This is a genomic window from Paenibacillus sp. RU5M, from assembly GCF_900221055.1.
GTDB lineage: Bacteria > Bacillota > Bacilli > Paenibacillales > Paenibacillaceae > Paenibacillus > Paenibacillus marchantiae.
Map to the genome: position 1 here is coordinate 13,908 of NZ_OBQM01000006.1, position 15,881 is coordinate 29,788.

Below are 15,881 nucleotides of genomic sequence, written 5' to 3' on the forward strand. Positions count from 1 at the left end.
CCTCAGAGTAAGGGAGAGCGCATTGTAGCGATATTCGCAAAAGATGAAATGACATGTTGATTTCGTCAGAACCAAATGATCATTTAGACAAAACGATAGACGAATTCTCTATATAATCTTCTTCAATGCCTTGATTTTGCAGTGTTGGCGCGGGATTGTGACTGTACTTCTGACATCACAAAAAAACAGACCATGAACACAGTTCATCGTCTGTAACGTGGGTGAATATGAGTGGATTTGAATATAACGAATATATTATGCCAGGGCTCGCTTTCTCATTTTTAGTCCCAGACAACTTCGGTACCTGCGATAAAATCATGTATTGCACGTTTGTCTTCTCGTACAGCAACCATGATGACACTCGCAATGAAACCAATGCCAAATGTGATTCCATATATCAGTCCTGCAACAACAACTCGCATGAGCATGGTTCCAATTCCAGGGGGCTCATGTGTATCGTATTTTCGAATTCGAATTCCGCAAATACGCTTTCCTATCGTTCGACCACTCCATAATACTGGTAATAAAATGGAATATAATCCACTCAGTAGTTTAGCTAAAGGCTCGTCATTATCAAAATTTCCTGTCAGTACACCTACAATAATGGCTAAAGGTATTGAAACGATAATTCCATCCAACAAGCTTGCTCCTAATCTAACCCAAAAACCTGCTTCTCTCAAATGAATGCCTCCTTTCATATGGATTTAGTTGAATGTATGTAGACACATATCCATGTAGTATAACAGAAAAATATTCCATTAAGTTCTTAATCATCCTTTTCAAGGAATGAAGATAGGCCCCTCAACTTTTGTTGAGAAGCCTATCCATGGCGAACCGTTTAACTTTTTAATCTTTCGTTATATTTCTGTTCAGAATTACTTTTGTCCTTCCAAAATCATGTTACCCAAACGATCCATAAGCTCCATCCGTCCTATAGCCGTATAAGAATAATTGTAGTTATCTACGCTGGAGATTTTATAAATCTTCCCATCCTTGACGGCATTCATGTTATTCCAAACCTTGCTGTCTTCCATTTTGTTCTCGCTATTCTCCATCAGCACCAGCTGGTCCGGATTGACGGAGATTAGCGCCTCTATACTAATCTGTTTGCCTCCCCAGCCTTCGGGCTCAGGAATACCTTCTGTACGTTTTAGGCCCCACTCGCCGTACAACATCTCTGCCGCACCTTTATTCGAATAGATCACCAGATTGTTAGGATAGGTTTCGATGACCGCAAAAGATTCACCGTTCACAGCCGATTCGAGTTTTTGCTTCCACTCAGCCGACTTTGCATCATATTTAGCCAGGAACTCATCCTTTTTGGTTTCTTCTCCGAACGTATCTGCTAGGAACGTCAGACGTTCTCTCCAATCATAATACGAGTATGGCAAAACAATTGTCGGTGCAATCAAGGATAAGGTTTCATACTGATCTGTATTAAAATCCTTTCCCAGAATGATCAGATCCGGGTTCGACGCAGTCACCGCTTCTATACTGAATTTGCTGCCGAGCCACCCCAGAACCACGGTATTTGCATCCAATTTGTCTTTAAGGGGTGGAGTGATCTGATCCTGCTGCCCATAATCGGCGCTGGTTGTCGCGACAGGCGTTTTGCCAACGATCAATAATTCCTCTGTTGAGCCGGACAGATCCACAATCCGCTGCGGATTAAGGGGGATTGTAACTTCCTCTCCATTTGGATTGGTGATGACTTTCGTTGTCGCTTGCGTCGTTCCCTCTGACGAACTAACCTCCTGACTGCTTGTCTGTTCAGTTCCACAAGCCGCAAGCATCAGCATGGAGCATAATGCAATCCATATATGAACTCGTTTTAACATTTGAACTATTCTCCTCTCCAATTCTACACATTTACTTTTACTTGCCATCCCTCGGCATCATGCTGTAATTGCCACAGACGCGAATAAATACCTGATGTTAGCAATAATTGCTCATGCGTCCCTTGTTCGACAAGCTGGCCCTGATCCAGGACAAGGATCTGATCCGCATTTTGGATCGTTTTCAAACGATGAGCGATTAGAATTACCGTTTTGTTCGCGACCAGCTCATTAATCGCTTGCTGAACTGCGGCTTCATTTTCTGGGTCGAGTGACGCCGTAGCTTCGTCCAGCAATACGATGGATGCATTTTTCAACAAGGCACGTGCAATCGATATACGCTGTTTTTCCCCACCAGATAACGTCGAGCCTCCTTCTCCCACTAACGTGTCATATCCTTGAGGCAGACTTGCGATAAACTCATGACAGCAAGCCCGGCGTGCTGCTTCTTCGATCTCTGCCTGGGTAGCCTCTTTCTTCCCTACACGTATGTTGTTACCAATCGTATCTTGGAACAGATACACGTCCTGGAAGACAACAGAGATATCCTCCAACAGTTTCTCCGGGTCCATACGGTTAATTGGCTGACCGCCAATCGTAATGGAACCTGACTGCACATCCCAGAAACGCGCAATGAGACGGGTAACCGTACTTTTACCACTGCCGGAAGGCCCTACAAGTGCAGTAATCGTATGCGGAGGGATGGTAAACGACAAATTCTTCAGCACAGGCAGCTCATCATCATAACCAAAGGTTACGCGGTCAAACGAAATCGCCTGATTAGGTTGTACGCTTCCTGTTCCTGTCATCGGCGCCTCCTGCTGCACTTCCATAATGCGCCGTGCACTATATGCGGAGTACCGCATCTCGCCATAACTCATCAGCGCAACGGTCAGAGGTTCAAACACTTTGGTACCGACTAGCAAAAACAGCAGAAATATCGGCAATGTCAATTCCCCGCCAGCAAGCAAATAACTCCCCGCCAAAATCATCCACGTCATGCCGGAACGCGCAAGCAACATCGCGCCCATAATCATCGGACCCATAATGCCTTCCAACCGAATGGATGCCGACTTCAACTCGTCAAAAGAACGACGCAGTCGTTCAAATCGTTCTCCGCCCATATTGTGGGCTTTGATCTCACGAATCCCCGTTAAATACTCTTGCAGCCGACTGGCCGCTTCGTTCTTGGCTCTCACATGATTCTCGCTTAAGCGAGCCTGAATGGAGTCTGTCATCCATAACAAGGCCACCCCCAGTGGAACAGCGACGAACATCGCCACTGCCATTCGCCAATCTACAAACAGCAGTCCAGCAAAAGCCAACACCGGCAGCACAATTGCGCTGATGAGCTGTGACAGATTGTGAGAGATCGTATGCTCTACCTGTCCATAATCACTCAGAATCAGATTGGTCAGATCTCCCGGATCCCTTTTGCCGAAGAAACCCAATGACAGATGACGAATATGTTCAGCCAGCTTCAAGCGTCCCGTTGCGGCGAGGCTGTATGCTGCCCGATAGGTTTTATCATAGAGAGAAGAGTAAGCCGCATATTCCACCAACAGCCATGCAAACAGAATGCAGCACACCACCCACATTCGCTGGATGTCCAGTCCTTTATCCGGTTCAGCGAAGGATTTGTATATCGTATTGAAAATATCAACGAGCAGCGCAGCCGGAATGATCTTGGCAATCCCGTCCAGAATGGCGACAATAATTGAGGGAAGCAGACTGCGGGGGTTACCACCCGATATATTGTATAAATAGTTCCTCACTGCTTCGCACCTCCAAGCTTCCACGAAGCTGCATGAATATGAGCCTGCCACATCTTCTCATACAAACCGTTGGCCTCGCGTAATTGATCATGTGTACCTCGCTCAACAATGGTACCCTGGCGAATGACCAGGATCTGTTCAGCTGCCCGAATCGTTGTTAGACGATGAGCAATAATTAGGACCGTTTTCCCTTGAACCAGTTGGGCCAGTCCTTGCTGGATCTTATGTTCATTTTCTGCATCCGCATATGCTGTCGCTTCATCCAATACGAGAATGGGAGCATCCTTGAGTAAAGCTCTCGCAATGGCAATCCGTTGAGCTTCACCGCCAGACAGGTACGTACCGCCTTCTCCAATTTTGGTGTCATATCCCTCATCCAGCTTCTCAATAAACTCATGACAACAAGCTGTTCGAGCCGCAGCAATGACATCATCCCGGGACGCGGCTGTATTGCCCATGCGGATGTTTTCCTCAATCGTATCGTAGAACAGATGTACGTCCTGGAATACAAACGAAACCGTCTCCATTAACTTCTCAGTCCCCATTTCCTGAATGGGAACCCCGCCAATTGTAATTTCGCCTTGCTGCACGTCCCAGAAACGCAGAAGCAGATTGGCAATGGTAGATTTACCACCACCCGAAGGTCCAACCAATGCGGTCATTTCTCCTGCTTTAGCTACAAAATCAACTTCTTGAAGTACAGGTTTGAACGCTTCGCTATCCTTTTGTTCATAAGCAAAGGATACCTGCCGAAAAGCCACTTCATATGTATCAGGCACTTGCGGAGAGAGAGGTTCCTGTACAACCGACTCGGCAAATACAGCCTTGATTCGATTCTGACCTTCCACGATCTCACGCATGCCACTGCCCAGATACATCAGCTTCAAGAGTGGCGCGGACAAACTTGGTGTAATGATCAGAAATAGAATAAAGGTGATCGCGAAAGACTGATTGCCTGCGTTTCCGCTGGAAAGTAAAATGCCGATCGGAACAATAAAGGTAACCAGCGAAATAATGATGATGAAAAACATGCCATACGACGTCTTGCATAAATCGGTTATTCTCAACGAGATATCGCGATAACGTGTCACCGCCTGTTTAAAGGTGAGAAACGAGTCCGCTGTAATACCGAATACTTTTACCGCCGGCATTCCTCTTACGTATTCAACCCCTGTTGAGTTCATTTCTTCAATCGCATGCTGAAAATCACGATATGCCTGACGCCCCCGCTCATTTCGGAAGATGCTACTTTGCAGCCAGAACCCGATAATCATGGGAACTAGCAAGACCAGTGCCATACGGTAATCTAGCCAGAACAAATAGCAAAGCAGCACCAGTGGAATGACAATCGCACTTACGAGATCGGGAAGCTGATGCGCGATAAACTTCTCTATTTTCTCAACGCTAACTTCAATGATTTTTTTCAGCTCACCTGTCGCAGTTCGAGTGTGATACCCCATCGGCACTTTTGCCACATGGTCGGCAAGCTTTACTCTGAGCTGGTACAGGATGTTGAACGCAGCGATATGCGAGCACATGCCTCCGATATAGAGCGCAATAAGACCCGCGATCAGCGCTCCAAAAGAGACGAATCCCCAATACATCAGCAAATCCCTGTCCAGGGCAGATGGCTCCCGAGCATGGATTAACAGTTCTTCGACGATTTTATACACTCCGATAAATGGAACCATTTGCAGCAGACTCGATAAAATCGAGAAGATACTTGCTGTAATCAGCAAACCTTTCCGCTCCTTGGTTACTTCCATTAAACCGGATACTTCAGATGTGGTGTTCATCCCATTCCCCCTGACATTAATAATCATTCTCAATATCGCGCAGTGTTATATACGCCCAATTAATATCTCACAGCACAGCGATCAGCTACTACCTCAAAACGGAGCAAAAATACCTCTATACGGATAATAAATGGATCATTCTGATTTATTTCATCTGATAATTTAGGTGAGCGAAAGAAAAGAGGCCATATATTGGACATATGGCCTCTCTGCACTAGGGTGACATGGATTGGTTACGGCTGCTCGTGAAAAGCTTTCCAGAATGAACCCTCTGTATTAATGATATCCTTGATCTGGGTAAAAGGAATTGTGAATGTCGGAAATCCCGCGACATAAGGAGCGATTTCATAAGGGCTAAAATATAGATGCAGTGCATCCGCTGTGACAAAAAAAGGCTGATCCGGGCTGATTCCCTCATACGTGTCCGGAAAAACATAAGAGTACTGCGGATCATTCTTGATCTGATCTCCTACGATTTTGCTAAGCACCTTCACATAATCACTGTTCGGTTTAAACAAATCCTTGAGTTCATACATCTGACCACTGCTCAGATTAATGATCGCATAGATCATCGTTGGCATGCCATGTGCTGCACCAGCCGGGTAGTTATAACCCGTGAGTTTGAGTTGAAGCAATTGCTGCTGATAGAACGTAATATCAAAATCTCCTGTATATGTGTAACCCAGCTTCTGATCCGCAGGGATTGGCTTCACTTGGGATAGTGCCTTTAACTTGGCGTTTACTGCAAGCTGAACGGCTTGATCGGTTAACCCTTCCACCTGCGGATAATACACGAGATAATCGGGGTTTGGCTTATATTTCTCTTCCCGTACACGATATGGCGGGTGAAGTGGAACAATTGTATTTTGTCGCCAAATGACCTGCCCGGCCCGGTTTACATAGGATACGCGCTGGTCCACATACGCCTTGATTAGATCGGGAGCTACCAATTCAAGTGTGCCCGAGCCTTCAACACGGGGGTATCCCGATGCAGGTCGCCCATTTAGATCCAGAAAGAACGTTTGTGTTCCATTCGTGACTGAAGCCAGCCCTCCTTTGTAATTCGATACATCCGTATATACAAAATCGGAAAGTTTTCTACCAGTGACATCTGCAATTGCATAGACCGAACCTAAGAAAGACTGTTTGGGGTCAATCGCTTGCCCCAGGGCTAGCCGATGTTCTCCCAGATCTCGAATGTCATTGTAGGCGGGTTGGATGGTAAATGTGCCCTGTGTGTTAATAACGCCATAGATGTAGTTGTAATCCTCCGCTGTATTCACAATAGCGTATCCACCACTGAACGGAAATGCCGAAGTGAAGCTCGGCTGAATTCGGATATGACCACTTTCGTCGATATAACCGTATTTACCCGATGTCTCTTTCTGAAAAGGAAGTAATCCGTTACCTAGAGGTCCTACGTAGGCATACGGATACGTCGCCAGCCGCTGACCATTTCGGTTAATTAACGCATATTCATTTTCTTTGATCTGCACAACGGCCTTGCCATCCTGAAAATCGTTCGCTGAAGTGAACTGAGCCCGAATGACCTCATTTCCAGAGGTGTCCAAATAACCGTAACGACTGACTTCCCCGCCTGCCTGACTGCTGTCTGAAAGGTAAAATAGCGCTCGGCCGTCCTTCACATCGGCAATAAACGGATATGCCCGTTTGGTCAATACTGCGCCTTGTTCATCAATCATCTTGAACCCTTGGGAATCAATGACAATGGCCCGACCTTCTGAAAAAGGATTAATGGAATCGTATACAGGTTGAACGACAAATTGCCCGTTAAGATTAATGATACCAGTCTTCCCGTCTTTCACCACGACAGCCAGGCCATTTCGTTGAAAGTCTTGGGCATCGTCAAGTATCGGTTCAAGACGAATACGACCTTGGGCGTCCATATAGCCCCACCGGGTTCCAGTTGTTGTTCTGACCGATATCGGAAATAACCACGTCGTTTCACGCGGCCCCTCTGTGCCCATGGCTTGCCTAATCTTCTTTTCCAGCTCAAGCAGAACTTCCCGTGAAGGGTATGGGTCACTGAAACTTAGCGCTTTTTGGACCGAAACGAGTGCGGCAGGAAATAATCCGGCCTTGTACTGGGCATCTGCGAGGTAGTACCAATAGAAAGTGTAGTCTGGATAGTGTTCAGTCAATTGTTCGTAATACTGCACAACTTTAGGAAAGTAATACGGATATACATCTGTTGCGGGAACCCATTTCCCATTCTGCCAGCGGATGATCTCGACCCGATAAGCTTCACCTGTATCATGAATCCAGAGTGCAATCTCTACTTTGCCATCTCTGCCGTGGTGACCCGGCATATCGATGATTTCCGCATGGCTGTAATACAAATCTTCCGGCGCCTGATCTGTCAGTCCTGATTCCGTCCATTCGTATACAGCAAGCTTCGACCAGATCGCACCGATCTGCCAGCCTACAATGAGATTGTTCCGCGCCGTGGATGTCACCGATGCCGCTGTCAGCAAGGTAACACCATAACCCAAGCCTTTCGTCAAAGACATCTTGATCCAGTGACCCTGGTAAAATTTTAGAACTAGCAGCATCAATTCTCCGCCCTGCTCATATACAGCAGCAATTTCCGGCATTCCGTCTCCGGTTAAATCTGAAGCATAAATGGCCGGATGTTTGACCGGTTTATCAATGGTGACGACAGTTGCGTCAGCCGGGATATGTTGATTGACAATTTGCGTTAACAGAGGTTCGCTCATGGACATGCCTGTTTCCTCCTTAAGACAGCATTCGCCTAATGGTATGGGTATGCATCATAAGCGGGGATATGACATCTCAGCGAATATAACCGTTAACTTTGAAAAGTTGAAGCGAATAACAAAATCTTATAAAAAAAGAGCAGTCGTGAAGACTGCCCATTTTATTTGTAACCATCCTCAAGGATCTTGCAATAACACTTTCTGTCCTTCCAACATCAAATAATTCACTTCATTTACCGGTATTGTTTGAGGTGATATCCACTTCATCAAATTGTCGTCAATGTTCAGGAACCCCGATTTGGGATGAATGCTTGTGCCATCGTTGAGATAGAGTTCCATATGAAGATTCTCAGACGTTATTTGATTGACCCCTTTGCCCATGAGCGTAACACCCAGGGAGGAGACTACAATGTCTGTACGTATTTCCTCATCCAGCGTAAGAGTTGCTGTTCCAGTTTTACTTAAAGAATCCTTTTTCAGATCAAAGGTTGTTTCCCAATTACCCGTAACGAACTGATCATAACTAGTAAAATCTCCTTTAAGCTGGAGCTTTTTGAGTTGACTGATATCCGAAATATTAAAAATATACTCCTCATAATCCCCACCGTATCTAGTACCACCTATGATATAAGAGCCATAGGAGACACTATTCATGGGGATATCCTGCTTGTTCCCTTGATCATCAGTGAAGAAAAAATAACCATGATTGTATCTACCCATCTCGTCATCTGGATTAATCTGGATATGCAATTTTCCATCGACGAAACCTATATTGGATATATACATCCAATTGATCCCAGGCAACTTAATATGGGTTTGATCCTGACGAAGAACATGAATGAATTCCTGTTCACTTAATTCCAGAGCGGATTCACCTCCCCACCCGCTAATACTGTCTTTGAGTGGATCAAGAGTGTCATATTCGGTCTGCTGCTTCTTACTCAGGAGTTCTGAGAGATTAATCCCAGAATCATAGTTCTCCTCTTTATTTGCACCTGATAAAAAAGAACTAATCTGGACACTCATTCGATTGCTGAGCCGTTTTCCCTGAACCAGAAATCGAATGATCGCAGTCTTCTCAGCAGGATCATACTGTACTAACTTTGCATTATGTGACCGACCACCTGATACATGAAAATCATATACATCAAGTGAAGAGTTAACCCGGTCTTCCTTTAGATCCTTGAGGGCCACATAAATTTCTGTTGTGCTGCCGTCTCGAACTGCACCGAGAGTCTGCATGCGTATGCCCTGATCTTCACTGGTCTTATTTACGGGACGAAGAATGTTGATTCGATCTCCACTCAAAAATTGCAGAATAGATGAAAGATCAATTACTCCCATGGCCGCTGCTGCGCCTGTAACAATAGTTAAAGACAGGATGGCTGCAATGGGAATATAAATTATTTTAGGGACTCTCCTTTTATACAGGTGTGTGCTATTATTCTGTGAATTACGTTGAGAATTTGCCTCAAGGCCCACTTTTTCATAGAATAATTTCTTGATATGGGTTAGATTCTGTTCCGTAAAATGATCTCCTGGATTCGATATGGGAATCACCTCCTCTATTTCTTCTGCAACCACCACTTACGCAACCACTGTTTCGAACGATAAATTTTGTTATTGACCTGTCTGACGTGCAAAGACAAAGCTTCTGAAATTTCTAATGGCTTCTGACCTTCGTAAAGCCGACGTTTCAGAATTTCTCGGTCTGGTTCAGGAAATGATTCAATAGCCTGCTCCAATTCAAGTTGCCTTTCTTTACTGATTAATTTAGAGAGAGTGTCCTCAGTTTGAACAAAATGAATGCTCTCCTCATATGAAATCTCACTTCTGCGATTCCATTTCCGGTAACGATCAATGGCTTTGTGCTTCGCAATGGTTGCCAGATAATTTTTCAAACTACTGCGCTCAGGCTGGAAAGAAAGTGGATTTTGCCAAAATGAGAAAAAGGTGTCTGCTACACATTCTTCGATTTCTTCTGTTGAGGCATTATGTAATATGGAATAAATAATTTTCCACAACAATCCAGCATAGTTATTCATCACCCATTCCATAGCTTCATGGTCACGTCTAGCGACTGCTTCCCTGATCTGTTCTTCCTTCATGCTCACCCTCCCTTCCATATTAGATTCGATTCAAAATCCTAATTTACTCAAATGAAATAAAAAGAAATGCAGAGGCTCATGCTTCTGCAATTCTTTATGTGTCAATCCGTTCAGGATGATTCCTGAGTGCTGAGCTGTACATACTGTGTGAGGCGGCAATAATGAAGCAACATAAGCTCCTCATCGCCGCTCCCCAAAGCGGTTTTTCGTCCCTCTTCGATCATGTGTTCCAATATTTCACGAAGGAAAGTCATTTGGAACCTCGAGGTCTTCACGATTAGCTGTTCCAATACTTCAATATCTTTCAGTGTGAATTGGGATAACCCGCGAAGCAACAGCTCTTCTGACCAGCTGCTGATCTTCTGCATCAACTGACTATAGTCTTCCAATTCTCCCCGTCCTTCCATAACCCGTATCCAGTTTCAGACTGATCACTGTTGGACCCTTCAGGAAGCTGATCGGGTATATCCGTTGTTGCTCTATATGCACGAAAGCATAAAAGTTTTCGAGTGTTCCTGTTCCATAACCCGACTCCAACCTTTTGATCATGGTCTCCCATTCCGTTGAATAAGGAAGAGTCAGATCCAACGTCTCCCCATGGTCACTCGCCATCGTTAGAATAAAGTCCTGTGATTGCTTATCGAAGCGATGCTCTACAACCCGGGCAACCTTGATCATCGCCAGTCGTTCTTTCGGAACGGAAAACAACTCAAATGAGCGTGCATCCCCAGCGAGTAACGAGGGTATATCTTGCATATACTTGCCCAGATTCACCTCTTCCACTGATGTTCGTGGCAACAGTGTAAGCTTTGCGCCTTCCCCGGAGGAGAGTCTATACTCTTCATTTACTTTAACCGAGCGAAACTGCACCTCTTCCCCGGAAAATTGACGAAAAGTCAGATTGGGCAGCCATGGAGTGAAGGAACCATAATGCTCTGTATATGAGAACTGATTATCTTCATAGTATACCGCCCGCACATCGCTGTACGTATAGATCTCCGCATCATCAAAGCAATAGAAATAATAAGTGATTCCACGGTAACCGGAGCGTGTCTCCCATGCATCAGCACCCAATCCATACAGATGCAGCTCTGGAACCGTATAGTATTTACTTCGGAAACTGCCAATGAGCTGACTTTGTTTGAATGCAGATACCTTCTCTTGTTCAAGCACCTGTAATGCAAGATACAACTTGCTTACCCGATCAAGCATCGATTGCATGGAAAACCGTACGTGTCGGTTAAAAAACAATTGCAGTTCCCCCTGAATCCCGCGTAAACTCCGCTCAACGTCAGGAAGATGACCACTATGGGCCGCAATCGCCAGTGTCTCCAATTGAGCCATATACGATTGTGGTAGACGAGCAAGTCCCGTCTTTAGCAGACCTGTCAGCATGGAACGACATTCCCGCACCGTTTGAAGTGAAAACGTGGCATCATGGACTCTTCCACTTATGGCTTCCGTATCATTCAAACCTTGTTGCATCCGATACCGCAATAATGCTTCAAGTTTGGCCATATTACCGGCAGTTTGTTTTACTTTGCACAGGGCCTTAGCCAGACTAGCTTCCTCTGTAAACGAAACCTCAATTTCTTGTTTCACCAGACGCAAAGTTAGAAGAGAATCTTCCAATACTTCAATCTGCTCGGGATATCTTAATCGGAACAGAACCTCCTCAATTAAGGAAGAACTATACGATTTAATCAAAGGAGCAAGATCCGATTCCACCATCCAACTGAAGCGGGACTCCTTTACCAGACCAGACTCAGGTTCCAACTCTGCTGATGACGCTGCTTCACCTTGATTGAATGTATTCTCTGTTTGATGTTCCCGTTGATAATACAAAATCGAAATCAATACATGTTTGCAAATATTGTCTGCTGGACAGGAGCACTCCCAATAATCCAGCGTATTTTCAAGCGAACAATGTGTACCATCACTCAATTGACAACCCACAGAGGCTTCATTCCAAGTGTATTGCACAGTCAGGCCATTATCCAACTCTTTCAGAGACCGTTTGTACAACCCTTTGTTGGCATGTCGAATCAAATAATCCTCCGTACACAGCTTCGAAAACATCCGAAATTTCAGTTCAAATCCACTCACGTGATCAACGTCCTGACGCTCTTAAAATATCATAGATCGTCTCACTGAACACACGACCTGCAATTTCACCCAAAGCAATGGACTTGTGATCGCTATAATAATAGTGTTTCTGACTGCCAGGTTTAAAGAAGTGCAGAGATTCCAGAGTGATATCTTCCAATCCTTCATAATATGAAATGCTGGTACCACTGAAGCCCAGTTCTGCGATAAGATCTCCATACTCTTTGTAAAATTCATGATACCAGCCGCCATCCTGTGCTGGACCTTTGATCCATCCGTATTTCTCCAGTGCTTTGGGGAATGCGGTGGGAGAGAAATCCGACTCCGGCAAGCGGTCATATTCAACCTTGTTTTTGTCTTCATCCTCAGGCACATGAATTTGACGATTCAGCTGCTCAAACGGCTGCTTGATCTCATAATCTTCCAGCTGCGTTTTCCATCCTTCGAGCGTAGATTGGTCAAGTTCGAGTGGATGAATCAATCCCACTAGAGATCCCGAAGGCAGCTCGTATTCATCCTCATCGACGGTATTAAACGTTCCATCCTCCATATAACGGAACGTGGTGACCAACTGACCATCTTCATATGTGCCCCATATCAAACCTACAGCAAATTTCTGCATGATTACATTCTGTACAAACAATGCTGTCCACTCATCAGCAGACCACAGCCGTTGTTTTGACAAAGATTCTTCCAGACGTTGCGCCTGGATGTTAACCATTGTTTTGAGATCCTTCTTCAATTGTGTGAAACGCGCCTTAGATTGTGTTGCAAGTTCAGCATCATCTTTCTGTGCAGGAGCAGGTAGACTCTTCACAGATTTACCCGTTTCTTCATTTACAACAACGACCTGCAGATCTCCATTCACTTTAATCAGGAATGAACGCTCCCCGTAGCTCAGCTGCATCGTTCCATTCTTATCAAAACCAAGTGTGGTGACGAGTCGATCTTCCAGTTGTTCCGAGGTGAGTCCCAAATTTTCTGCTGCCAGCTGCAACGCTTCTTCAGCCGCACCCTTAACCTGGCGGTTCTTCACACTACGTTTAATCTTGTCAATCGCCATAAGAGCAGAAGGTTCCTTAAGATAGGCCAGTACTTTTACAGCATCAGCTGCAATGGCGCCTCGGCTGTTTTCTGTCCATTCCTTAATTTGGGGAGCCAATGTAATCACAATTTGAGTATCGCCAAAGAGTGCCGAGAGGTACATTACCCACTTCTCTTTTGCAGAGGCACTCTCCTGAATCCACAACTGTAGCAGCTCGCTCGCAAACCTTGCTAGCGATTCCTCGCTTACATACTCACGTAGTTCATTCAGTCTTTCGTTCGGCGCAGATGTATGATCTATTGATTGCACCAAGATATATTGCTTGATTCGATCATCTAATGGTTGATTGTCCTCTGAACGTATCAGAGAAGGAAGATCGTTCAAGGACAACCAGCTTAGTCTGGTCAGCTTTTTGGCATCTGCCTGATCTGCAAGCGCCGCATGAGCATACTCTGGGCTTTGATCCGCGGTATCCAGCAGAATTTGAATCAGGTTCTTCCATTCGGCAGACTTCTCACCCTTCAGTAGCTCAAGGTATATATCCTTGCTATGATCCAAACTGCGGATAGCGCTCAGAGCCATTTCTTTCACACCCGTTTTTTTCTCCGAACGGTATATTGCCGTATATAACTCCTGGTCAGGAATCCGATTGAATTCAGATAACGCCACGCCATTTGCCTTTTTGGATGTATCCTGCAATCCGGCACGAATCGCTTCAGCTACCTGTTTAGTCGATAGGTCGTGACGTTGTTCAAAGGTGATTTCCAAAATTAAGATGCGCGTGTCCGTGGGCAGTTTCTTGTACTGTCCCAGAGCAAAGTCCAGATTTTGCTGAATGATCCGGCGATATTCATCCTGAGGCATCGATTTGTACTTGTAATCGGTCATACCGTTGAGAGAGATCAGGCTTGACAGTAATTTCTCTTGTTTTACCTCTGGATCTTGGCCGTAAAGTTCCAGCAGCTTCTCACCGCTAAATGCGTAAGATTGATACATATCAGAAACGATATCGAGTGTCCACTCGGGATACGTGGTTAGAATCACGAACCGACGCATCGCCTCCGAATTCAAAGGCAGGAAACTAATGCTGATCAAGTTGTGAACACGCCTTTTGTCACGATTCAGGTTATTAAACATTCCTCGACTATTCGGATCTTCCCAGTATTCTTCAAAGGAGCTTTCACCGTTCAAATATCGTGCAATCGCAATTCCCTGTCTGCCTCCATCTAATGGATGTCGAAGAGCGCTGAATACGGCTTGCTCAACAGTTTCATCCACATCTGGCACTGCGATTCCATGGTCCTCCAGCACTTTTTGAATACACAATTTGAGGAATGGGGGTTTTAATATGTGGTATGCACGAATCGCTTGCTGCGGATCATTCACAATCGTGGATTGCAGAAATTGCCATGGTATGGTGTAAGCTTCGAGTTCATTACGCAACATTTCGATGAGATGATATGGTTCATCCAGGGGCACCAGCCCTGACAGCAATTCGTTGGCATTTTTCGTTCTTGTATCCATACTTAACAAATAGCGCCGAACTTCAAGTGGATAGATCTCATGTAATTGGTTTATGGCTTCGAGCAAAATAAGACCGGTCTCACTTTTGTCTTCAAGGAAACGTTGTTTGCCGCCACTGATGTTAACCAAATATAACAAAGCATTGCTCAAAAGGATCATCGTCTTGTCGAACTCACTGTAAGATAGTTGCTCCTTTTTGGAAAGAGAAGTATTCGAATAGTTCTCAGCTATAACCCGATTATGCTTCTCCCGGAGGAATTCATCATTTAATTCATATGCAGATTTGTTATGTTTCGTTTGAAAATTGCAAACCACCAGTGGCTCAATCAATGCATGCAATTCTTTCCGCAGCTTACTTGTATCATGGGTCATCACATGTTGAAACAATGCAGGCAGAGATTGAGTGAACTGTTGCACCTGGGCAAGATGGGAAGGGCTATTATTGAGATCTGAATAGAGTCGAAGGAGTATCATTCCATTGATTACATCATGGAAATTCCCCTTCAGTCTGCTCTTTAATTCATCCAAAATTTCCTTCTCTCCAGCATAGCGATTGATTTTCTCCAAACGGGACAGCAAACCGCCCATCCGATCATTGGTTTTGCTCTTTCCACTCAGTCCATAAGCTTCCGAGTCGTTTCCAAGGCAGAGCGTAAAACCATCGGTTCTCCACGAATTTCTTCTGGAATAATTGGATTCCATATGAATTACAATGGCTCCCGCTCGAAAAAAGATGTCTCCGTCATCTTTTTTGGCAATTTTCATGAGTACTTCTATCGTCTGGTACGCATAATGGCTGGAACCTCCCATCATATCAGGAAACTTATCCGTCGTTCCCATCACATAATCTATGATTTCCGGACTCCGATCCGTTTTCAACGAATATTCATTGGAACACACCTCTGCAAACTTCTCCACCAAAGCTTCTATTGCGCGGTCTGCAGTTAACATTAC

General features: G+C 44.9%; 10 protein-coding genes. All 10 read right to left on the reverse strand.

All coding sequences use genetic code 11. The features are described from left to right. Positions 1–281: 281 nt before the first annotated feature. Positions 282–680, reverse strand: coding sequence for an RDD family protein (locus CRO25_RS18115; protein ID WP_372828897.1), 399 nt, complete (start codon positions 678–680; stop codon positions 282–284). A 195-nt stretch (positions 681–875) separates the two neighbouring features. Further along, positions 876–1,838 (reverse strand): ABC transporter substrate-binding protein, encoded by a 963-nt coding sequence (locus CRO25_RS18120; protein ID WP_256863678.1) that lies wholly within the window; start codon positions 1,836–1,838, stop codon positions 876–878. A 23-nt stretch (positions 1,839–1,861) separates the two neighbouring features. Beyond that, positions 1,862–3,610: an ABC transporter ATP-binding protein gene (locus CRO25_RS18125; protein WP_079695938.1), complete on the reverse strand. Its 1,749-nt coding sequence runs from the start codon at positions 3,608–3,610 to the stop codon at positions 1,862–1,864. Further along, complete coding sequence (locus CRO25_RS18130; protein WP_079695939.1) at positions 3,607–5,406, reverse strand: ABC transporter ATP-binding protein; 1,800 nt, start codon at positions 5,404–5,406, stop codon at positions 3,607–3,609. Before CRO25_RS18130 ends, CRO25_RS18125 begins: the two co-directional genes overlap by 4 nt. Before the next feature lie 233 nt (positions 5,407–5,639). Further along, positions 5,640–8,150 carry a WG repeat-containing protein gene (locus tag CRO25_RS18135; RefSeq protein ID WP_079695940.1) on the reverse strand — a complete coding sequence of 837 codons (2,511 nt, stop codon included), beginning with the start codon at positions 8,148–8,150 and terminating at the stop codon, positions 5,640–5,642. 171 nt (positions 8,151–8,321) lie between these two features. After that, entirely contained in the window at positions 8,322–9,488 is a 1,167-nt protein-coding gene (locus CRO25_RS18140; RefSeq protein WP_143806560.1) for a hypothetical protein, read from the reverse strand. Positions 9,489–9,709: 221 nt separating this feature from the next. After that, positions 9,710–10,252 (reverse strand): sigma-70 family RNA polymerase sigma factor, encoded by a 543-nt coding sequence (locus CRO25_RS18145; RefSeq protein ID WP_179132209.1) that lies wholly within the window; start codon positions 10,250–10,252, stop codon positions 9,710–9,712. 110 nt (positions 10,253–10,362) lie between these two features. Beyond that, positions 10,363–10,641, reverse strand: coding sequence for a hypothetical protein (locus CRO25_RS18150; protein WP_139295615.1), 279 nt, complete (start codon positions 10,639–10,641; stop codon positions 10,363–10,365). Beyond that, positions 10,628–12,358, reverse strand: coding sequence for a hypothetical protein (locus tag CRO25_RS18155; RefSeq protein WP_079695943.1), 1,731 nt, complete (start codon positions 12,356–12,358; stop codon positions 10,628–10,630). The genes CRO25_RS18150 and CRO25_RS18155 overlap by 14 nt, the downstream gene beginning before the upstream one ends. 4 nt (positions 12,359–12,362) lie before the next feature. After that, complete coding sequence (locus CRO25_RS18160) at positions 12,363–15,878, reverse strand: DUF4132 domain-containing protein (protein ID WP_079695944.1); 3,516 nt, start codon at positions 15,876–15,878, stop codon at positions 12,363–12,365. Positions 15,879–15,881: the final 3 nt, after the last annotated feature.

Excerpts from the sequence above, each read along its gene's own strand:
- CRO25_RS18135 (WP_079695940.1), bottom strand. The coding sequence starts at position 8,150 with ATGTCCATGAGCGAACCTCTGTTAACGCAAATTGTCAATCAACATATC.
- CRO25_RS18145 (WP_179132209.1), bottom strand. The coding sequence starts at position 10,252 with ATGAAGGAAGAACAGATCAGGGAAGCAGTCGCTAGACGTGACCATGAA.
- CRO25_RS18120 (WP_256863678.1), bottom strand. The coding sequence starts at position 1,838 with ATGTTAAAACGAGTTCATATATGGATTGCATTATGCTCCATGCTGATG.
- CRO25_RS18140 (WP_143806560.1), bottom strand. The coding sequence starts at position 9,488 with ATGGGAGTAATTGATCTTTCATCTATTCTGCAATTTTTGAGTGGAGAT.
- CRO25_RS18160 (WP_079695944.1), bottom strand. The coding sequence starts at position 15,878 with ATGTTAACTGCAGACCGCGCAATAGAAGCTTTGGTGGAGAAGTTTGCA.
- CRO25_RS18130 (WP_079695939.1), bottom strand. The coding sequence starts at position 5,406 with ATGAACACCACATCTGAAGTATCCGGTTTAATGGAAGTAACCAAGGAG.